Here is a 20,274-nt window from a genome sequence, read left to right as displayed (position 1 = left end):
GGGCGTGATATTGGCGCAATCTAATCATCCCCTCACTTCAATGATTGCGATAATTTACGAGGATAAAACTACTCTTATTGAATAGGGAAAATGACGAAATTTCACCGATATGATTTTAGAATTGATCGCTAACTAACTAACTATGTGGGCCTATCTGATTCAGCCGACAGGGGCTGAAGCAAGTTTTGTTTGGGGTATGCGCGAGCGGGCTCGCTCCCCACAGATTATGCGCTAAACCTGTGAGAGCGAGCCCGCTCGCGAAGAGGACGTTAGGGCTGCCGCCAAAAAATCCGGATCAGAAGTAATAACCGATGTTCATGTACAACTGGTTTTCCCACTGGTTACTACCACCAGCCCCCAGACTCTGGGTGAGGCTGCCGCCACCGATGACCGGATCATTCTTGCCGTACAACCATTCCGTGGCGATCCACAGTTTGCTGAGGGAGAACGAGGTGCCGAAAATCATCCGTTGCGAGGTTTTGAAATCGTCGGCGGATTTATCGAAGGCGCTGTAGTTGGCGTACAGCTTCACACCGCTGATCTGATCGAACAGGTACTTGCCGCTGACGTCGTAGCTCACATCCGCCACGTACAAGTTGCCGCGACTGGCGACGTTGAAGGTGCCGTCGTAACCGCCGAAAGTCACCAGTTCATCGGTGCCGGGGTTGCGCGGGGACATCTGCTGTCGCGCGGCTTGTAGTTGCACGCCCCACGGACCGTTTTTGCCGATGTAGTGCACCGCCATGGCATTGCGCCGGCCATCGTTGTTGGTGTCGCGGTTCTCCAGGGACGAGGTCAGGCCGGAGATCCCGACTTCGGACTTCCACGGCCCCAGGTCCAGCGCCTTGGCCACCCGCAGGACCACTGTGTTGCGTTCCTGGTTGTTACTGCCGTCGGTGACATAGCTGTCCGCTTCGGAGACCACGGTGGAGTAGGTTTCACCGTTGCTGGTGCCTTTGCCCTGCCAGGCCGGGCGCAGGTAATAACCGGCCTGAACATTCCAGTCGCCGCTTTGCTGGATGTACTTGGCACCGACTTCTTCGATGTCTTCCAGTCCTATGACGCTGCCCAGGGTTTGATAGAACGTGCTGCCGAAGTACGGCTGCAAACCGAACGGCAGCTGGTTCAGGCCGACCTGGACCTGCTGGTCGGGGTTGAACTTGTAGCCGATCCACGCCAACTCGGCGAACTGGACGTCACCGACATTATTTGTGTACTTGTAAGGGTAGGCTCGACCGTAGAAACGGTACTTGGCTTCGCCAATCCAGATGTCGGAGTTGTACTTGGCGCTGAGGATCGCGGTGTCGAAGTTGAACGTCTGGATGTCGCGATCCGGGTCATAGTCCCAACGCGCCCGGACGGCACCACCGAGATCAAGGTTATCGGTAACCTGGATCGCCATCGCAGGGCTGGAAAGGGCGCCCAATAGCGCCAGTGGGGTCAATGAGCGCAAGGCCCGGGTTGTATTCAAGTTCATGGTCGCTCCGTCTCTTCTCTAGGTCTTATTTTTGGCAACAGCTATCCCGGCCACGGCAAAAGCGCGGTCTGGATAAAAGGGGTAAGGCCCGCCAGGACGAAGGCTGTTAACAGCGTCCAGGTGCGGGCCGGGAGGGTCAGCCGCCGGCGGCCTGCAGGGTCTGGGTGTAGCTATGCAGAGCCTGTATATGGCACCTCTTCATTAAGGCTGGGAGGTGTCTGACAAGCCGCGGTCATTCATACTCCCGCGTCAGCTGCGTTGCAGTTCTTCAACTACTGCCGCACAGGCACGGAAGGTATTCAACGTCCACTCTGGATTGATAAAGTCCGGCCAACTGGAAAGTTTTACGATTGCCACTTCAGAGGCCGGATCCCAATAGATACTCTGCCCAAATACTCCGCGCGCCGAGTAGGTACCTAGTTCACTGTCCAATACCCAGCACTGATTACTGTATGCCGCGCCAGGAAAGCTCTTGACGTAAAAGCCATAGAGAACTTCAAAAGCCGGTGTGGAACCACGGCCGCATTCACGCACAAACTCCTCTGGAACAATCTGCTGACCGTTGAAACGCCCCCCCTGCAGATACATTTGGGCAAAGCGCCCCAGATCACGCAGCGTGGCGCTCATCCCGCCATCGGCCAATGCAGTTCCAACGCTATCGAGGGTGATATTCGCGTCTTGCTCTGCCCCCAGTCTTGACCAGATTTCCCGGCTCAGTAAAACGGGCAGCCGCTCGCCGCAAGCCCGCTCACAAACCCAGGCCAACATGTCGGTATCCACTGAGCGGTACTCAAAGTACTGGCCATGCTCACGGTCCTTACTCAGCGACTTCAACAAACCATAAATGCTGTCAGGTGACTCTCGCTCTCCCCGTTCACGCCAACCCGAGGCGATATCCAACTGGATGAATTCAGCATCAGGATCGGTGTAGTCCTCCCTGAATCTCACTCCCGTGCACATATCCAGAAGATCCTGTACCCGAGCGTCGCCATAACCGCTTGCCGAAAGCTCGGGCACATAGTGGCTGACACGCGCTTGAGGATCGATTCTGCCCTGGCCGATCAACCTGCCGACCAAACTACCGACGACGGTCTTGGATACCGATTGCAACAGATGCAACGTGTGCGGCTGCATTCCGTTGAAATACTGCTCCGAAACCACCTTGCCTTGATGAAGCACCAGAAAACCATCGGTGTAGCTGTCGGTCAGGAAGGTCGCCAGATCGGTTTGTCCGCCGTCGACCCGCTGAAAACGTACGTCGTCCAGTGAGAGTTCGTTGCGCTCGAATTCGGTGACCGGCCCGGGACTGCGATGAATAGCGGCCACAGGAAACAACTGGCTCATGTGCTGGAACGACCAGCGGTTATAGGGCGGGCTGTCCCAGTTATGCAGGCCAACTTGCTTTTCCCGGGGCGGCGGATAGCCCTGCATCAGACTCAGGTCCTGATAACCAATGCCGGGAGCGGTCATGTCTTTTTTGTTGTACATAGGGGGTCAGCTCTCATCGTTCAGGGGGTGGTGGCAAGAAAAGCGGTGGCCGTGATCCTGGGTTTCTGCTGGCACCTCTCGGCGACAAAGCTCACTGGCCCGCGGGCAACGGGGCGCGAAGTGGCACCCGGCAGGCCGATTCAAGGGACTGGGGATCTCGCCACTCAGGATTTGCAACTGGTCACGGCGTTCCGGGTCGATGGAGGGCACTGAATTGAGCAGCGCACGCGTGTAGGGATGACGCGGTCGGCCAAACACCTGCTCCACAGGCCCGGCCTCGACGATGCGCCCCAAGTACATCACCAGCACCTGCTGCGCCAGATACTCGACCGTCGCAAGGTCGTGGCTGATAAACAGGTAGCTCAGGCCGTTGTCGGTCTGCAGCGTCTTGAGCAATTGCAACACTTGGGCCTGGACCGACACGTCGAGCGCCGCCGTAGGCTCATCGAGGATCAGCAATTTCGACTCCAGCGCCAGGGCCCGGGCGATAGCGATGCGCTGCAACTGGCCACCGGAGAATTCATGGGGATAGCGCTCCATGTGCTCCTCGCCCATCCCCACATTTCCCAGCAGCGTGAGAATGCGCGCGTGCAAGGCGCTACCGCGCAAACCAAAGGCAACCTTCAGCGGCTCGGCAACAATCGCCTTGATCGTCATTTTCGGGTTCAGCGAGGCGTACGGGTTCTGGAACACCATACTCAAGCTCCTGCCCCGCGCCCTGGCATCAGTGGGCAGCGGCCGACCTTCGACCAGAATTTGCCCACTATCGGCTGGCAGCAGACCGAGCAAGGTCGCGGCCACCGTACTTTTGCCACAACCGGATTCCCCCACCAGCGCGACCGTCTCACCGACCTGCACCTCCAGGCTGATGTGGTCAATGGCCGTCACCAGGCCATCGCGGCTGGCGTAGGTCTTGTGCAACTGATTGACGCTCAACAGTGCGGGCTGTTTGTTGTTATTCATAGCCGTTTACCTTTCAAAGAAGCCTCACACCTTGACCAATATGTTGTGGCAAGCTGCCCAGTGCTCCTTGCCGATGACAACCCTCGGCGCAGCGTGATTGCAGCGTCCGGTGGCGCGTTCACAACGTGGGTTGAAGGCACAGCCAGCCGGGGGAGCCGCCATGTTCGGCACCTGCCCCGGGATGAAGCCCAGGGCTTGGGGTCCCTGCCCCAACTTGGGCACGGTGCCCATCAACTTCTGGGTGTAGGGGTGTGCAGGTCGCTTGAACACCTCGCCCACCGGACCGCTCTCCACCACTTCACCGGCATACATCACCGCCACCCGGTCACAGAGCGAAGCCACTACCCCCAGGTTGTGGGTGATAAACAGAATCGCCAGGTCCTGCTCCCGTGCCAGCTTGCGCAGCAGAGCGATGATCTGCGCCTGCACGGTGACGTCCAGCGCCGTAGTCGGCTCATCGGCGATCAGCAGTTTCGGCCGACAGGCCAGCGCCATGGCAATCACCACTCGCTGCAACTGACCGCCAGACATCTGGTGCGGGTACTTGGCTAGCGCCAGAGGGGGGTCGGGCATGCTCACCGCTTCCAGCGAGCTCAGCGCCTCGGCGCGGATTTGTGCCTTACTCAGTTGCCGATGGCAGCCGATGACGTCGAACATCTGCCGCCCGATGGTGAAGAACGGGTTGAGCGCCTTCATCGGATTCTGGAAGATCATCGCCGCGCCACCGCCACGCAAAGCCGCCAGCTGCGATGCCGAGGCGCCGTTGACCTGCTGTCCGGCGACCCTGACACTGCCTTCCAGCCGAGCGGCCTCAGGCATCAATCCAATGCAGGACATGGCCGTCATAGACTTGCCCGAGCCCGACTCCCCCACCAACCCGAGGATCTCGCCGCGCCTTACCTTAAGGTCGATGCCGCGTACGGCCTTTACGGTCTTGAACAAACCAGGGAAGGACACCGTCAGCCCTTCCACTTCCAGCACCAGGTCTTGAGCTGCGTCGTTATTCGAAGCGGCGAGACGCTCGATAGCAGAATATTGCAAGGATTCGTCGATCATCAGCGCGTCCCCTTCTTTGGATCAAGCACATCGCGCAGCCCGTCACCCACCAGGTTGACGGCCAGCACCAGGACAAAAATCGCCACTCCGGGAAACAGCACCGTCCAGGGATTCTCGAGTAACTGCGAGCGCGACGCTGCGGCCATCAGCCCCCATTCGATCATGGGCGGCTTGGCCCCCAGCCCGATAAAACTCAGCGAGGCAGCGGCGAGAATGGTGTAACCAAAGTCCATGGAGCCCTGCACGATCACAGGCGTAGTGGCATTGGGCAGTACATGGCGAAGCAAGATACGGCCGTGACTGACGCCCATGGAACGGGCGGCATGGATATAGGTTTCTGAACGAACCCGTACTACCGCACCGCGCATGATCCTCGCGTACCAGGGAAACCAGGAGACAGCGAGCGCTAACATGGCGTTGGCCAATCCCGATCCCAGCGCAGCGGTGATAGCGATCGGCAACAACAGCGGCGGAAAGGCCAGAAACACATCTGAGAGACGCATCAGCAGCGTATCAACTCGACCACCGAAGTAACCGGAAACAAGCCCAATCGGAATCCCGATCAGCATCGCAATCAGAGTCACGCTCACTCCGATGATCAGCGAGGTGCGTGCGCCATAAAGCACCCGTGAAAGAATGTCGCGACCAAACTCGTCGGTGCCCATCCAGTGTGCCCAGTTGGGTGCCAGCAATTTCTGGGAAAAGACAATCTTGTTCGGCTCATAAGGTGCAAGCCAGGGGGCGAAGACTGCCGCCAGGATGATCAGCAGCAATAACAGCGCGCCGAATACAAACAACTTGTTATCGCTGGCAAACGCCAGGGCCTTGATAAGCCATGATGGGGCTCGCGGGGGCATGGACAGGGATACGTCTTGGATACTCATTGGACTCGCAACCTCGGATCAACAAGGTGATACAAGAGATCAACGATCAGGTTGATCGACAGATACGTCGTGGCCAGCACCAGGGTGGCTCCCATCACGGCGGGGAAATCATTCTGGGCAATCGAAAACACCACGAAGCCGCCCAGGCCGGGCCAATCGAAAACGAACTCAACCACTACCGCACCACCGAGCAGGTAACCGAAGGTCAGGCCCACCACTGTCAGGAGCGGAATCATTGTCGCCTTCAGGGCATAGGCGTAATGGATACGCCACGTGGGTACACCGTAAGAAACGGCCGTACGGATGTACTCCTCGGATAGCACCTCCACCATCATGTTGCGGGTGATCCGGGTGACAGTGGCCAAGGTCACGATGACCAGGGTGAGCACGGGTAGCGTCAGGTGTTTGATGGCGCTCCACAGTGCTACGAAATTACCGGCCAGCAGCGTGTCAATCAGGTAAAAGCCTGTTACACGCTCAAAAGGGCTATCGAGAAGAATGGAAGCATCGATACGTCCTTGTAGTGGCAGCCAGTTGAGCTTGCCGTAGAACAGTAACTGCAAGCCCATGGCCAGGATGAAAACTGGAAACGCCGTCCCGGCGATGGACCCCGCTCGTGCCGCATTGTCGACCACTGAGTTCTGCCGTGCCGCTGAGATGACACCGATCGGCACCCCTAGCACCACCACCCAGAACATCGCCAGGAATGTCAGCTCAAAAGTCGCACCAACCCGCCTGACCACTTCCTCCACCACCGGCCGCCCGGTGCGCAGACTAGTGCCAAAATCACCTCGGAGAAGATCACCGATGTAATTGAAGTATTGGATCGGCAGAGGCTTATCCAACCCCAGGTTTTCCCGTGCGACGGTAATCTGCTCCACCGTGGGGTGGTTTCCCAGCATCATTTCTACCGGGGAACCCGGAAGAGCTCGGCTCAGAACGAAGGTGATGGTCAACACTCCCAAAAGAATGAACAACATCACTATCAATCGCTGAGCTATATACTTCGCCATTTGGAATACCCCTTGTGGCTAAAAAACTTGACCCTGACTTCTTACGCCCTACATAAAAACCCCAAAAGCGGATTAACCCTTGAGGGAATGACCAGGCAAATTAACTAACTGCCTGGTTATCGATTTACATGGCAAATCAGGTATTACACGTACCACTTGATCAAGGACGACTCAGCATTCAGCGACTCAGGTTGTAGTAGAGAATCGCCTCATAAGCAGGATTCAGGCTCTTTTCCATACCCTTGATGTCTTTGCGGGAGACACGTATCTGCTGCACGTCGGCGTACCAGATCGCAGGAGCGTCCTTGGCCAGTAGCTGCTGGGCCTGCACGTACTTTTCAGTGGACTTGGCCCGATCACTGCCTTCTAACGCCGCCGCCTCTTCGATCAACTGATCAAAGCTTGGGTTGCTGTAGTGAGACAGATTGAATAGCGTGGTTTTCTCTGTATGGAACTCACTGAAAAGCCAATCGCTGGGTGTCGGATACGTCGGCCACCAAGCCATAGATTGCATGTTGGGAGCGGTATCCAGCTTCTTTGCCTTATCCCAGATCACACCCCACTCGCCGGGGAGTAACTCCACCTCAACGCCAACCTGAGACGCCGTCGCCTGGAATAGTTCAGCAGCGTTTGCATAGACGCCACTGATGTACTGCATCGAGACCTTCCAGTCCTGCTTAGGTACACCGGAGGCTTCCAACAATTGTCGGGCTTTATCCAGATCGTAAGAGGCCATAGGCACGCTGGCATGCCCCCAGATACTGGTGGGCAAAGGCCCCTTGGGAACGCTGCCGTAGCCATGCAAAATATCTTTGGTGACACTTTCATAGTCCCAGAGGTACTGCAGCGCCTGACGAAATGCCAGGTTGTTCGTAGGGTACTTCTGGGTATTGATCAAAAATTGAAAGTTCTTCCACGAAGGCGCGGTGCTCACCTTGATGGAGGGGTTCTCTCCCAATACCTTGAGCTGATCAAGAGGGATATCCCAAGCGACACCGGCCTCGCCATTTTTGATCATCTGGGTACGAGTGGCGGCTTCGGACACGACCTTCACGATGACCCGATCAAATTGCCCTTCTTTCCAACCTCCCCAGTAGCCATCGAATCGCTCAAGCACCACTTGCTGGCCCTGTTCGACCTGCCCAAGTTTGTAGGGACCGGTACCGATGGCGTTGGGAGCCATCATCCAGTCGTGACCTTTCTCCACCGCCGCCGGGGCAATGATGTAAGCGGCATACTGACCTGCCGCGATCAGATTGGCCGGAGTGGGACTCTTAAACTTGAGCACTACCGTATCGTCAGCGAGGGCCTCGACGGCATCCAGACCGTTCCATACAAATGCAGCGCCCTGTTTCAGCTCCTTGACGTAATCAATGGACTTTTTGACCGCTGCGGCATTAAAGGCCGAACCGTCATGAAATTTAACGCCGTGCCGCAGCTTGAAGGTCCAGGTCTTGCCGTTGTCGCTGCTTTCCCAGGACGTGGCAAGCCCGGGGGAAAACTCCTCAGCACTGCCTGGCGCGTTATATACGACTAGTGTCTCGTAGATATTGCCCAGTACCCGCACTTCCTCCGAAAAGGCCGAGGCTGGATCCCAATCCTTGAAAGAGGCTCGATCAGCGACAACCAAGGTATTGTTTGCCGCATACACCAAACCACTGGTCAATGGCGCAGTAATGGACAGCGCCATCAACCCCGCCATCAATGTTCTTTTGAATTTCATAGGTGTTCCTCTTATTTTTATGGCGGGCGCAGCGGATCACTTGTAGAAACAGGCACTCATTCAACTGGAATGAATGATGTGATTGGCCGTTAACGAAACTGACATTTGAGTGGTGTATGGCATTATCGATCTGCCGCACGGCCAGCTCAATTTCGCGAGCACGAAGAAAAAAACGCCAGGTGACGCCCCAAAGCGTCACCTAGCGTCAATTTAAAAAAAAGACTAAAACAGCGGAGGGACGAGGTTGAACTCACCTTCTGATGGATGTACCAGCAGCCGCGACCTCACCTCGTCGGGAATCTCAGGGGCATCAATCGGAAAACAGCTGCAACTGGTGAGAGCGTTACGCAGGTCGATCGACTCGCCTAGGTGCTCAAATACAATATGGGCACCAAAAGGACGGCGGAAATTGTCACCCGAAACGCCGAGTACCAAGCCGTTGAGAAAACGGAAACGACTGCGGTAGGAGGGATAAAGCGCTGACCAGATATAGCCCCGGGACGAGAGGTACTCGCGCTCGACGATGTAAATCAGATCCGATGAGGCAAAGCAGAACCCACGATATTTATTGATGCCGAAACTGTTCAGTTGGTCATCGCCCAGCCTCATCCGCTCGTAAGTTTTACTCAGGATCTTTTCGCCGGAGCGGGTCAAGCGGGTAATCGACTTGATCACCTCCCCCGGCGCGGCAGGCGACATCAAATAGACAAAGTAGTAACCCTGGTACTTCGACAACTCCTGCGCGGAGCTCGGGAAAAAATCGGCTGGTACCGCACTGTCCGGCTCTCGCGCCGTGCGTTGCCTGTTGAGCAGAGCACGGAAGGATTCATGCTCGGAGAATATTTCCTCCTCATCCACCCCAAAAAAAGTGCAGATCTTGCGCAGGGTAAAGGATGAGGGAGTCGCTTGCGCCCCCAAGTATTTGTTGAACTGCTGGCGGTTGATATCAAGGGAGCGGCACACCTTCGCCACCGACTTATAATATCCGCAGAGAAGGCGCAAGTTTTGACTGAAGTCTTGCATCGACTGGGATGAACTGGAACTGACCATAAAGAGTATTCCTAACGCCAGAATTGACAACATGCTGAACTAATCGTCGCTTGGGGTCACGGCTTCAAAAGCTCCGTGCAAGACAGTGCCTGAAAGTGGCGCAGAAGCTCGGTATTGCCAACCCGTGATCGACGCGAGCATTGAGCCCGACCATAGCGACTAGGTGAGTAAATATTCAACAAATACAAAAGCTTATCCAGCGATTCCTGACCCATCGGCAGAATTAACATCGGCTGCATATTTGTAATTCGCGCCTATTGCTACCCAAGATGTCACCGCTGTGGTCTTCATTAACACCACCGGTGCAGGCGAGGCCGGGGCAGGCACCAACGAAAAAGCCCCGAATAATCAGGGCTCTAACATATATATGTCGTGGCATTTTCCGTGAATACTACAACGGGCTTGCCTGTAAGCCATTTAGCAGGCCCGCTACCTACTCTCACAGGAGAGTCCGCGATACGACACCAAACCTATCAAAGTCGAGACGTACCCGTACTCAATGCCCCTGCGCCAGCCACCGCTGCGTATCCTCCAACGCCTTGCTGAAACAGTTGATGATAAGGTCGACTTCTTCCGCTGTAGTGACCAGGGGTGGGCAGAACGCAATGCTGTCGCCAATGTTGCGGACAATCATGCCGTGCTCTTGGCAGCGAGCATTGAAATAACTACCGACCCGGCGAAGCGGCTCGAACCGGGTTTTCTCCGATTTATCTGCGACCAGCTCAACGGCGGCAATGAAGCCGACACCTCGGATTTCCCCGATTAACGGGTGGTCAGCATATTGCGATAGGCCAGCTCGCAGTCGCCCGCCCATTTCGGCCGCGTGTTCTACCAGGTGTCGCTCTTCAATCAACTTGATGTTCTCCAGCGCCACTGCCGCAGCCACTGGGTGCCCGCTCGCGGTGAAGCCGTGTCCAAAGGTCCCGATGGTCGAACTTTGCCCCGCGATCTCCTGATAAATCCGTTCGTTGATCAACACTGCTGCAAGCGGTTGATATGACGAGGTCAACTGTTTAGACAGCACCATAATGTCTGGCTCGATGCCGAACGTAGTCGAGCCGAACATGTTGCCAGTGCGGCCAAATCCACAGACGACCTCGTCTGCTACTAACAAAATATCGTACTTGCGGCAAACCGCCTGGATCTTTTGCCAGTAGCCGCGCGGAGGAACAATAACTCCACCGGCCGCCATCAAAGGTTCGCCGATGAACGCAGCAACTGTATCGGGCCCTTCGCGTTGGATGAGAGTTTCGAGCCCTTTTGCAAGACGATCCGAAAATGCCTCCTCCGACTCGCCGGGTTCGCCGAAACGATAGTGATGCGGGCACATTGCATGCGCTATGTCCATCATAGGCAGGTCGAAAGCACGATGATTGTTCGGCAAGCCAGTTAGGCTCGCCGCAGCGATGGTCACGCCATGGTAGGCTCCAATGCGGGATATCACCTTTTTCTTCAGCGGCAGGCCACGGGCGTTATTGTAGTAACGAACCATTTTCACCACTGTGTCGTTGGCCTCAGAACCGGAGTTGGTAAAGAAAACCTTGCTCATCGGCACCGGCGCCAGCGAGATGAGCTTCTCCGCGAGATCCACGGCAGGCTGATGCGTTTTGTGAGTAAAGGTGTGGTAGAAAGGTAGCTTACGCATCTGCGTCATGGCCGCCTCGACCAGTCGCACCTCGCTGAAGCCAAGTGCCGCACTCCACAGGCCCGACATGGCTTCGATATAGCGACGCCCCTCGGTGTCATAGACGAAAACCCCATCCCCGCGCTCAATTGCCAACGGACCGACACCTTCGTGCATCCGCGCATCGGTATAGCTATGAAGGTGATGGGCTATATCCCTCGCGTACAGTGTGTCAGTGGCATTGGACATGGGTGTCTCCAAGAAAGAAAGTGACGACCCCGCTCACCTTAATAGCAACTTGGCGGGGTCTGGATTTAAGTTTTGGCTGGGAAATTAGTCCGGAACACAGTCGTTCCAGACTAGCTTGCGGCACTTGGTTATAACGCGGTTATGGCATGAGAATCGCTGTGCTCTAACGTGGTTTTCCCCTTCGCTGTTTTTGATATTCAGCCCGCGCCCACTCATTTGAGAGCTGAGTTTGATACAGTTTCTCCTGCTCAGACAGGCACTTTATTACTTCCTGAGTGGTGCCTTCATGTCACCACTCCATAGCTAGTACGGAGGCATTCCTCCCCCATGAGCTTCGTACATTCCGAACGGATCGTTATCCAGAGCAAATCGCCATAAACGGCAAGTCTTTGCCACTAACAGCGAAACTAGCGGACAGCGCCCCCCCCCCAAGCCGATTGTCGAAGGTCATTCGCCAGTCATTCGCAACGGGTCCGTTCGTGATGGGCGCGTGCATAGCATGTTGGTGAATGAGCGCGGTTGCGACAATAACTGGGAGATACTTTTGTGAATGGACGAAACTTTGACGAGCCAGCGTCAATGGCAGGAGGAACATGCGCGCATGTGTTGAGCGGAAGATCAGTTTGAGGCTATTTGACCTGGATCTACTCAAGTATCAAACCGAACTTTTACCTGACGGCTAAATTATTCTTCAGCGCAATCGTGTTGACTTATCACACCAGCTGACTGGCCACCCGTCGTCTCCGCGATAGACTGCTGCATCCAAGCGCGGAAGCGCGCCAATGTCACTTCATTCCAACGCTCACGCGGTCCAACTAAATAATAGCCTCCGAGCCGAACATCGGTTCCAAGCAACTCGACCAGCCGCCCGGTGCGCAGATCATCGGCGGCAATTAGGCGTGTCGCGAGTGCGATTCCCTGCCCTGTTAGGGCCGCGTCGACCGTAAGATTGGCTGACCAGAGCCGCGGCCCGTTCAACACTACTTCATGCCCATAGCCAGCCTGATGGAACCATTGTCGCCATTGATCGCGGCTTTCCTCATGTATCAACGGCTGACTCACAAGATCGTCAAGAGAGCGGATGGGTGCGTTCTTGCTGATCCAGTCCGGGCTAGCGACCGGGAAAATCCGCGGCCTTTCCAGCAAAATCCAGCGCACATTCCCCTTCGGCTCATCCAAATAACGGATATCGACATCGGCGTCGTAATGCGCGAAATCGGGCTCTAGATCGGTCGCGCGCATGACGAAATCAATACCGGGCAGCGCAAGTTGGAGCTGGTTAAAACGCGGCGCCAGCCAACGCGTCGCGAGACCAGGGACACACCAGATTCGTAAAACCGAGCGGCTTACCGCCGGACGCAATTCCGCCGTCGACTTGGCGATCATGTCGAAAGCCATTCCCACAGTCTCGGCAAAAAGCCTGCCTTCCGTAGTCAGCCGAATGCCTCGTGGTCCAGCATCCACAAGTCGCGTGCCAAGCCAGGATTCAAGATTTCGCACATGGCGGGAAACGACCGTATGGCCGACATTGAGATCATCCGCAGCCTTGCGCATCGAGCCGAGCCGGCTCACTGCCTCAAAGGCGCGGACCATCGAAAGCGGCGGTAGACGTCCGCGTTTGGCGCCACTTTCTGGCTCCTCTTCTGGCGATTTGGCGTTGCGCAAACATGCCTCCTTGAAAGTGAGTATTTCCACGAGTTTAAACGTCATAATGCCGAAAACCCTTCTTGTGCGAAATCAAATCTGGGGCTTGTATCACGAAGACTGACGCACAGTGGTCTATGACGAAGCGCCCATCGCTGACGGATCCTCAAGCCCTCTGAACCGAAGCTCCAGGTGGCTCGGCGTTCTACGCCTGTTCCACGAACTATCCGATCGATACCAAGCACGGCGTCATCGTGGGTGTGGAACCCACACCGGCTCATTGGACAGCCGAGATCGAGAGCACCAAGGCCATGATCGACCGCGTCGAAACGCAGTTCGACATCAAGCCGGAACGCCTGATTGGCGCCACCGCATATCGCAGCCAAAAGGCTAATCGGGATAATTTGTTAATTGCTCTGATCACTCTGCTACTGGTGTGGGTAAACCGGCAGGTCAGCGTCGAAACTTCCGCAGACCGAAACGCCAACGATCGCGGGCGCGGCGACTTGCAGGCATTTACTCACTCCCTCGAAGCAAGATTTCGCGATCATTTGACCATCGAGCAGTACGCGGTGGATGTCGGCATTAGTGCTGCTTATCTCAATGCGCTATGCCGCAAGCTGGTGGGCAATCAGCCTTGCAAATGATCAACGAAAGGTTGGTGCTGGAGGCTAAGCGCAGCCTGGTGTACACGATGATGACGATCAACCTGTTGACGCCGACAGACTGCACTCCTTTGGCAAAATCCTCCCATCAGGCAGGATGGACATTGTCAGCCGAACGCTGCTCCCATGGCGGACAAGGTGACCATGCCTCTACAAGCTTATCGATGAAGAGGCGTATCTTGGGGGACAGGTGTCGCTTGCTGGGGTAGATCACCCGGATAGGCTCTGCTGCCTCGACATACTCTGCAAGCAGTTGAACGAGCTTGCCGCTGCGTAGCTCATCGTTAACCACGTAGGACGGAAGCGTCGCAATTCCCAAGCCTGCGATAGTTGCTTGATGCAACGCTTCAGCGCTGTCCATCTGCAGCCGCCCAGCATGAGTGACCGAAACAGGCTGACCTTTCACACGGAAATTCCAGGGAAGCAATCTCCCCCCACTCACGAAATGCAGGCACTCGTGCGCGGACAGATCTTCGGGTGTTTGAGGCTTTGGATGCTCAGCCAGATACTTGGGCGAAACACAGGTGATCATTTGCTGATAAGCCACCGTGCGCGTGAGCAATCGAGAGTCCTCCTTGGGAGGGCCAATGCGCATGGCTAAGTCGAACCCCTCATCGATCAGGTCTACCAGCCTGTCCGAGAACGTGACGTCGATGCTGAGCGAGGGCCAATCTTTCAAACAGCATTCGATGTGATGAAGAACGTGAAGCCTGCCCAAGGCAACTGGCAGGCTCATCCGCAATCTCCCACTAGGTGTCGAACGACGAAACGCGAGCGCGTCCTCAACATCGTCGAGATCCTGTAAGACACCAACACATCGCTCATACAGAACCTGACCGTCATCCGTCATGCTCAGGCTGCGGGTTGTGCGGTTGAGTAAACGCACCCGCAATCGGGTCTCTAGCCTGACAATCGACTTACCCACTGCCGAACGGGTAAGACCTAGTTGCTTGGCCGCAGCAGTGAAGCTTCCAGCATTTACGGAGCTTACGAAAGCGGCGATGTCGTTCAGGTTATGAATTTCCATACGACCTCAGCTTCTCACAATGGTGGGGGCGCCTTTGCACCCGTTATAGGGAACCAAATTCCCTAATAATAAGAATAATATCTCAATTAGCCACTCCATTGCCCACCGATCTATTGAGGTCAATATGAATACCGAAGTACAAACAGCCGTTCAAACCTGGGCCAACAGCCTGAGCGATTTGGTACCTGTTCTTAAGGGAATCGATACCAACACGAAAATGAGCGATATCCGCGATTCCTATGCAAAAATGCTTGCGCAGAATCCGGTGCCTGCTGGGGTCAAGTTTGAAGGCGTAGACATGGGCGGTGTCCCTGGCACGCTGGTAACTCCGGATGAGGTCAAGACCGACGCAGTCTTAATGTACATCCACGGTGGGGCGTACATAGTTGGTCGTCCTGACGGCTACCATGGCATTGGCGGCAACTACGCAAAAATGCTTGGAGCCCGGGTGTACATGCCTGACTACCGCCTTGCTCCAGAGCATAAGTTTCCAGCATCCATCGACGACACTTTGCGCGCATATGAGTGGTTGCTTGAACAAAAAATCCCAGCAACCAAGATTGCATTTTCAGGCGAGTCAGCTGGCGGCGCGATGGTTGTAAGCGTCATGGTGGCGGCAAAATCCAAAGGGCTTCCATTGCCTGCGGTCGGTTCCTCCATCTCGCCTTGGGCAAACCTTGAACACACAGGCGCCTCCATGAGCAACCGTGAAGGCCTCGATCCGCTGAACTCCAAGCCTGTTCTGGATATCCTTGCCAGAGCATTCCTGGGCGACACGCTGGCCAACCACCCTTTGGCTTCTCCTGTTTTTGCGGACGTCACAGGACTCCCACCAATTCTGGTACAGATTGGCGAGAACGAGCTGATGTTAAGTGACGCTATGCGCCTTGCAAACCACTTAGCGGACAACCGTGTCCGAGTCAATCTGGAAGTGTGGCCTGCAATGTTCCACGCCTGGCACTTCTACTACTGCATGCTGCCAGAAGGTCAGCAGGCGATGGAGAGCTCAGTACGCTTCATTGAGGCTGGTCTGGTCGACGCCAACCGCTGAGTCGAAAGTCAGAGCGCGACAGCTTTCCCGGTTGTTGCGCTTCTGCGCTTCTGCCCCATAGGGCCGCCATCCAGGGGGGTGTCGTCGAACAAGATCGGGTCGTCGGCCCCATGGTGAACCACGTGGAAAATGAAATTCTCGATTTTCAGAGCATCAACTTCGGCGTTAGTCAGGGTGGCCAAGCGGTATCCTCGATGTAGGCAACAAGATGGCGACGTGCCATAAACGAGATATCTAACCACCTTTCTCGCTGGATGCCCAGCTTAGGGGATCCAAGCCAGCACCATACAGATACTGTATGAATATACACTATAAAATTCAGTACGCCAGCCTCACTTGCCGCCCCTCCCCGGGTCAGATGCCGGGTCCGCGGCGGAAACGACGATCGTGTTGAAACAAAAGCACGGTACTGCGCTGGCCGACTGGCTGCGAATGAGCACGAAGCAGCTGGCGATCACAGCGTCCCCCCTGAGCTAGGTCAGGGTGTCGATCGACGGTGGCTTGGCGAATTCGGCAAGTTCTGCCCTTACCAATCGCTACTCGGAGGAAGGCGAGCGTCCACCCTTACAGACTCGCGGGACTCGCCTCGACGACCAGACGCGCGCTGACGCTTTTTGCCTTCCATCCGAATAATTTGTAAAGGGCTGGGCCGCACCTCTTCCAACAACGAACTCAAACGCTCCAGTTCGCCGACGGCCCGCAGAACGGCAATCACGTTGACCAAGGTGCCTTTCCCCTGATTGAGCAATAAGTGCAGTGTCTGGCGGCTGATGCCGGCGTTATCGGCCACGGTTTCCAAACTGATGTTCTTCTTCAGGCGCAGAGCTTGTATACGCGCCCCTATGGCTGCCGTAATGGCCTGGTCCGATTGAGTTCGAAATCTCATAACGTCAGCTTTCCTAGACACAAACCTCAAAAAACCCACTTTATGTCATAAATACTAGACACTATACGAGCGAAAAAAGCGCGCTGAACCTGTGTCGCATTTTCACTCGTTGGTAAACCCCAGGGCAGCTCCGCGACCACGCAGCCCTCAGTGGCAATAAGTTCTGATCCCCTTGTCGCCCTAACGTACCGCCAATCGGTGACCGAAGGCCCCCAACGGCCCATGAGGTTTGAGAATCTTGATTTCTCAAACCCGTTAACTCGCACGCCAGAGCGATCAATGGTGGCGCCATACAGGTGTGAGTTCATGACCTAAATATCAGTACGATATCGTTTGTCCTGCAGTCAAATTAAATCTGGTGCATGGCTATATCACCAAGCGACAAAGGGGGCGTCGCCGTCGACATAGCTCGTGCCGATATTCGAAACCATAGCGAGGTAGCCGAGACTCCAGCGCAAACGGCGTAGATGGTGTGGGCGCTCCCTCGATGCCACTGTTGACTATTCAGCAAGTCAACGTTATCTGAGTCGGCTAAGCTGGGGCACCGGCAGCCTGTCGGGCGACGAGGCCATGCGCAAACAGATGCGCCGTACCATCGGTGATGACGTCGACGATTTCATCTGGAACCTGCGCTGGCGCGGGCACCAGATCATCCAGCAGCGCGTGGAAAAGTACGGCATCGCCTGCGACCTCAAGCACGGCCACCTGCACGCCGCGTACAAACCCGCGCACATGGTCGGCTTGCGCAAGGATTACGAAGAGGCGGTGCACCGTGGCATGGGCGACGAGGTCAGCCTGCTCGACCGCAGCCAGGTGCGCGACCTGCTGCAAAGCAACCTCTACCACGGCGCGATCAAGAACACCCGCAACATGCACCTGCATCCGTTGAACCTGTGCATCGGCGAGGCTCGCGCAGCCGAAAGCCTCGGTGCGTTGATCTTCGAGAACAGCGAAGTGCTGGAGATCATCCATGGAGACACGCCTGGCGTACGCACCGCCCACGGACAGATCGACGCCAACCAGGTGCTGCTGGCCGGCGACGTCTACCACAAACTGGAACCGGGCAAGCTCAAGGGCAAGATTTTCCCGGCCATGGGCGGCATCGTCACCACCGAGCCACTGGGCGATCTGGCAAGACAGATCAACCCTGAAGACCTGGCGGTCTACGACTGCCGTTTCGTACTCGACTACTACCGCCTCACCGCCGACGGTCGCCTGTTGTTCGGTGGCGGCGCCAACTACAGCGGCAAGGATTCACGGGACATCGCCGCCGAGTTGCGCCCGTGCATCGAGCAGACCTTCCCGGCGCTCAAAGGCGTGGCCATCGATTACCAGTGGAGCTGCGCGATGGGCATCGTGATCAACCGCATCCCGCAACTGGGCAAGCTGTCGGACAACGTCTGGTATTGCCAGGGCTACTCCGGCCACGGCATCGCCACCACCCACATCATGGGCGAAATCATGGGCCGGGCGATCACAGGAAAACTGGAACAGTTCGATACCTTCGCCGCCTGTCAGCACATCCGCGTGCCCATGGGCGACCTGCTCGGCAACCCGATGCTCGCCGCCGGCATGTGGTACTACCAGATGCTTGAGCGATTGCGCTGAGCCATTGGCTGCACATCCGGCATTGATGTTGTTTGTGCTGTCCTCTCGCGAGCAGGCTCGCTCCTACAAGGGTTGTTTGCCGACCCCGATATTTGTGGTCGACAACGATCCCTGTAGGAGCGAGCCTGCTCGCGAAGATGCCAGTCCATTCAACACACATTCAGCGCCAGTCACACCGCCATCGCGAGCAGGCTCGCTCCTACAAAGACCCACTCAAGCCTGCACCACCTCAATCCCCAACGCCCGGTAGTCCTCGACATTGCCTGACGCCACATGCCGTTCGGTGATCAGCGTATGCACGCGGTTGCAAGGCGCGACGACAAAGGGTTCCACCGCACCGAGCTTGTCCGCCGTGGTGACGGCAATCACGTGGGAGGCACAGTCGAGCATCGCCTGTTTCACCGGCACTTCATCGAAATGCAGTGAGCTCAAGCCCACCTGCGGGTGAATCGCGCAGACCCCGGTAAACAGCAGGTCGGCCTTGATGCCCGCGAGCAGCCGCAGGGTTTCGTGGCCGCCGGCCGACATCGTCGCCGGGTTGAGTTGGCCGCCCGCCAGAATCACCTTGATGCCTTTGTATTCGGACAAGGTGATGGCCGTCATCGGCGACGCGGTGATCGCGGTAATGGCGATCTCCAGCGGCAGCGAACGTGCGATCTGCAAGGTGGTGGTGCCGGAATCGAACACCACGATCTGACCGTCCTGCACCCGTTGCGCGGCCAATTGCGCCAGATGGGTTTTCACCTCATCGGTTTCGCTGATCCGGGTGAAATAGTCCTTGCCGGTGTCTTTGGGCCGCGGCAACGCCCCGCCGTGCACCCGCTGCACCAGCCCGACACTGGCCAGCTCCGCCAGATCCCGGCGGATGGTGTCTTCGGACACCGCGAAATGCAGGCTCAACTCCGAGGCCATGACCTTGCCGTCACGTTCGAGGATCAACAGGATTTTTTGCCGGCGTACCGATGGAAGTTCGGCAGCGGAATGGTTGTCGTGCATGTTTTTGCCCGTTTATGCATGTAGTTGCGCGTTACACGAGAGTATCCGCAACCCGGAGCAAAAACAACGAACCGGCCAAGTATCATTTTTTTCGATCTTTCAAATCATTACGCCGAATTTTTTATTTTCCCGTGACCTGTTCAAGATGGCGCCGTCACTCATGTTTCGGATGGAAACCTCATGAATATCAATTTTGCTTTTGCCTGCATGATCGTGGTCTCGTTCACCATTGCGCTGGTGCACACCTGACCGACAGGTCGCGGGGCGTCAAGATGTGCAAGGTCGAGGTAAAAAGCCTGACAGATCAGGAATATGCTCTATAACCAGTGGTGACACGATTTCCGATCAGCGGGAACTGGAAGGCTCCCCCGGAAGTTGATCTCTAAAAAAGTTGCGGACAATTGAGTGCCCGCCAGGAGACGCCACCGATGAAAACCCTGAAAATCGCCGCCAGTGAAGGCGCATCCACATGTTTCCTGAACGCCCGGGAGGTGGTCCCGCTCGGTCACACCGACTTCACCGACGTCGCCGTGGCCGTGGTGTCGGTCAATGATGTGCTGGCCGGATCCCTCGACGTCATTCAGCGCACCGGTTTTGATATCCCGATCTTCCTGGTGGCGTCCCCCGGCACCAGCACCCACCCCCGGGAAGTCTACAAACACCTCAACGACGTGCTGCTGCAAGTGAACGGCATCTTCGACCTGTCGCCCAGCAACGTCGAATACCACGGTAACCAACTGGAGACCGCCGCCAAGGCCTATGAAGCAAGCCTGCTGCCGCCGTTCTTCGACGCGCTCAAACATTACACCGAGGCGGCCAACGCCACCTTTGCCTGCCCCGGTCACCAGGGCGGCCAGTTCTTTCGCAAGC

Annotated in this window: 16 protein-coding genes and 2 pseudogenes; 4 read left to right on the top strand and 14 right to left on the bottom strand. The window is 56.4% G+C overall.

From position 1 onward, the window contains the following. Positions 1 to 295: 295 nt before the first annotated feature. From KGA96_RS20230 to KGA96_RS20185, 10 genes are all read right to left on the bottom strand, one after another. Complete coding sequence (locus KGA96_RS20230) at positions 296 to 1,477, bottom strand: hypothetical protein (RefSeq protein ID WP_223514660.1); 1,182 nt, start codon at positions 1,475 to 1,477, stop codon at positions 296 to 298. A 249-nt stretch (positions 1,478 to 1,726) separates the two neighbouring features. Next, positions 1,727 to 2,965 (bottom strand): serine hydrolase domain-containing protein, encoded by a 1,239-nt coding sequence (locus tag KGA96_RS20225; protein ID WP_223514657.1) that lies wholly within the window; start codon positions 2,963 to 2,965, stop codon positions 1,727 to 1,729. Positions 2,966 to 2,971: 6 nt separating this feature from the next. After that, the gene (locus KGA96_RS20220) at positions 2,972 to 3,928 is read right to left on the bottom strand and encodes an ABC transporter ATP-binding protein (protein WP_223514655.1); all 957 of its coding nucleotides are present in this window, start codon (positions 3,926 to 3,928) and stop codon (positions 2,972 to 2,974) included. 24 nt (positions 3,929 to 3,952) lie between these two features. Then, on the bottom strand, positions 3,953 to 4,984 hold the full coding sequence (locus KGA96_RS20215) for an ABC transporter ATP-binding protein (RefSeq protein ID WP_223514653.1): 1,032 nt from the start codon (positions 4,982 to 4,984) through the stop codon (positions 3,953 to 3,955). Further along, positions 4,984 to 5,868, bottom strand: a complete 885-nt coding sequence (locus tag KGA96_RS20210; RefSeq protein ID WP_223514650.1) for an ABC transporter permease — start codon at positions 5,866 to 5,868, stop codon at positions 4,984 to 4,986. The genes KGA96_RS20215 and KGA96_RS20210 overlap by 1 nt, the downstream gene beginning before the upstream one ends. Beyond that, positions 5,865 to 6,881, bottom strand: a complete 1,017-nt coding sequence (locus tag KGA96_RS20205; RefSeq protein ID WP_223514647.1) for an ABC transporter permease — start codon at positions 6,879 to 6,881, stop codon at positions 5,865 to 5,867. Before KGA96_RS20205 ends, KGA96_RS20210 begins: the two co-directional genes overlap by 4 nt. Positions 6,882 to 7,059: 178 nt before the next feature. Further along, entirely contained in the window at positions 7,060 to 8,604 is a 1,545-nt protein-coding gene (locus tag KGA96_RS20200; protein ID WP_223514644.1) for an ABC transporter substrate-binding protein, read from the bottom strand. A 222-nt stretch (positions 8,605 to 8,826) separates the two neighbouring features. After that, positions 8,827 to 9,654 carry a helix-turn-helix domain-containing protein gene (locus KGA96_RS20195; RefSeq protein WP_056723403.1) on the bottom strand — a complete coding sequence of 276 codons (828 nt, stop codon included), beginning with the start codon at positions 9,652 to 9,654 and terminating at the stop codon, positions 8,827 to 8,829. A gap of 496 nt (positions 9,655 to 10,150) precedes the next feature. After that, complete coding sequence (locus KGA96_RS20190; protein WP_223514642.1) at positions 10,151 to 11,527, bottom strand: aspartate aminotransferase family protein; 1,377 nt, start codon at positions 11,525 to 11,527, stop codon at positions 10,151 to 10,153. Between the two features lie 684 nt (positions 11,528 to 12,211). Then, the gene (locus tag KGA96_RS20185) at positions 12,212 to 13,192 is read right to left on the bottom strand and encodes a LysR substrate-binding domain-containing protein (protein WP_223514639.1); all 981 of its coding nucleotides are present in this window, start codon (positions 13,190 to 13,192) and stop codon (positions 12,212 to 12,214) included. 113 nt (positions 13,193 to 13,305) lie between these two features. Here KGA96_RS20185 and KGA96_RS20180 point away from each other — a divergent pair. Then, a pseudogene (locus KGA96_RS20180) lies at positions 13,306 to 13,548 on the top strand (IS5/IS1182 family transposase); the annotation flags it as partial. A 376-nt stretch (positions 13,549 to 13,924) separates the two neighbouring features. Here KGA96_RS20180 and KGA96_RS20175 read toward each other — a convergent pair. Next, positions 13,925 to 14,863 carry a LysR family transcriptional regulator gene (locus KGA96_RS20175; protein WP_223457485.1) on the bottom strand — a complete coding sequence of 313 codons (939 nt, stop codon included), beginning with the start codon at positions 14,861 to 14,863 and terminating at the stop codon, positions 13,925 to 13,927. 124 nt (positions 14,864 to 14,987) lie between these two features. Between KGA96_RS20175 and KGA96_RS20170 the strand changes: the two genes are divergently transcribed. After that, positions 14,988 to 15,914, top strand: coding sequence for an alpha/beta hydrolase (locus KGA96_RS20170; RefSeq protein ID WP_223514636.1), 927 nt, complete (start codon positions 14,988 to 14,990; stop codon positions 15,912 to 15,914). An 8-nt stretch (positions 15,915 to 15,922) separates the two neighbouring features. Here KGA96_RS20170 and KGA96_RS20165 read toward each other — a convergent pair whose 3' ends face one another. Further along, positions 15,923 to 16,096, bottom strand: coding sequence for a hypothetical protein (locus KGA96_RS20165; RefSeq protein ID WP_223514633.1), 174 nt, complete (start codon positions 16,094 to 16,096; stop codon positions 15,923 to 15,925). A 344-nt stretch (positions 16,097 to 16,440) separates the two neighbouring features. Then, positions 16,441 to 16,800, bottom strand: coding sequence for a helix-turn-helix domain-containing protein (locus KGA96_RS20160; RefSeq protein ID WP_223514630.1), 360 nt, complete (start codon positions 16,798 to 16,800; stop codon positions 16,441 to 16,443). Between the two features lie 540 nt (positions 16,801 to 17,340). On the opposite strand from KGA96_RS20160, the pseudogene KGA96_RS20155 reads away from it, so the two are divergent. Beyond that, positions 17,341 to 18,408: pseudogene (locus tag KGA96_RS20155) on the top strand (NAD(P)/FAD-dependent oxidoreductase); the annotation flags it as partial. A 213-nt stretch (positions 18,409 to 18,621) separates the two neighbouring features. Here the strand turns inward: KGA96_RS20155 and KGA96_RS20150 are convergent. Then, positions 18,622 to 19,404, bottom strand: coding sequence for a DeoR/GlpR family DNA-binding transcription regulator (locus KGA96_RS20150; RefSeq protein WP_046044033.1), 783 nt, complete (start codon positions 19,402 to 19,404; stop codon positions 18,622 to 18,624). A gap of 428 nt (positions 19,405 to 19,832) precedes the next feature. Between KGA96_RS20150 and KGA96_RS20145 the strand changes: the two genes are divergently transcribed. Beyond that, positions 19,833 to 20,274 (top strand): Orn/Lys/Arg decarboxylase N-terminal domain-containing protein (locus KGA96_RS20145; protein WP_317850354.1); only part of this gene is annotated, 442 nt, incomplete at its 3' end.

This window comes from Pseudomonas sp. GL-R-26 (genome assembly GCF_019947365.1).
GTDB lineage: Bacteria > Pseudomonadota > Gammaproteobacteria > Pseudomonadales > Pseudomonadaceae > Aquipseudomonas.
Note: the sequence above shows the minus strand (reverse complement) of the source record. Positions and strands in the feature narration are given on the sequence as shown.

Excerpts from the sequence above, each read along its gene's own strand:
- KGA96_RS20150 (WP_046044033.1), bottom strand. The coding sequence starts at position 19,404 with ATGCACGACAACCATTCCGCTGCCGAACTTCCATCGGTACGCCGGCAA.
- KGA96_RS20215 (WP_223514653.1), bottom strand. The coding sequence starts at position 4,984 with ATGATCGACGAATCCTTGCAATATTCTGCTATCGAGCGTCTCGCCGCT.
- KGA96_RS20210 (WP_223514650.1), bottom strand. The coding sequence starts at position 5,868 with ATGAGTATCCAAGACGTATCCCTGTCCATGCCCCCGCGAGCCCCATCA.
- KGA96_RS20195 (WP_056723403.1), bottom strand. The coding sequence starts at position 9,654 with ATGGTCAGTTCCAGTTCATCCCAGTCGATGCAAGACTTCAGTCAAAAC.
- KGA96_RS20160 (WP_223514630.1), bottom strand. The coding sequence starts at position 16,800 with ATGAGATTTCGAACTCAATCGGACCAGGCCATTACGGCAGCCATAGGG.
- KGA96_RS20170 (WP_223514636.1), top strand. The coding sequence starts at position 14,988 with ATGAATACCGAAGTACAAACAGCCGTTCAAACCTGGGCCAACAGCCTG.
- KGA96_RS20190 (WP_223514642.1), bottom strand. The coding sequence starts at position 11,527 with ATGTCCAATGCCACTGACACACTGTACGCGAGGGATATAGCCCATCAC.
- KGA96_RS20205 (WP_223514647.1), bottom strand. The coding sequence starts at position 6,881 with ATGGCGAAGTATATAGCTCAGCGATTGATAGTGATGTTGTTCATTCTT.
- KGA96_RS20230 (WP_223514660.1), bottom strand. The coding sequence starts at position 1,477 with ATGAACTTGAATACAACCCGGGCCTTGCGCTCATTGACCCCACTGGCG.
- KGA96_RS20225 (WP_223514657.1), bottom strand. The coding sequence starts at position 2,965 with ATGTACAACAAAAAAGACATGACCGCTCCCGGCATTGGTTATCAGGAC.
- KGA96_RS20220 (WP_223514655.1), bottom strand. The coding sequence starts at position 3,928 with ATGAATAACAACAAACAGCCCGCACTGTTGAGCGTCAATCAGTTGCAC.
- KGA96_RS20200 (WP_223514644.1), bottom strand. The coding sequence starts at position 8,604 with ATGAAATTCAAAAGAACATTGATGGCGGGGTTGATGGCGCTGTCCATT.
- KGA96_RS20175 (WP_223457485.1), bottom strand. The coding sequence starts at position 14,863 with ATGGAAATTCATAACCTGAACGACATCGCCGCTTTCGTAAGCTCCGTA.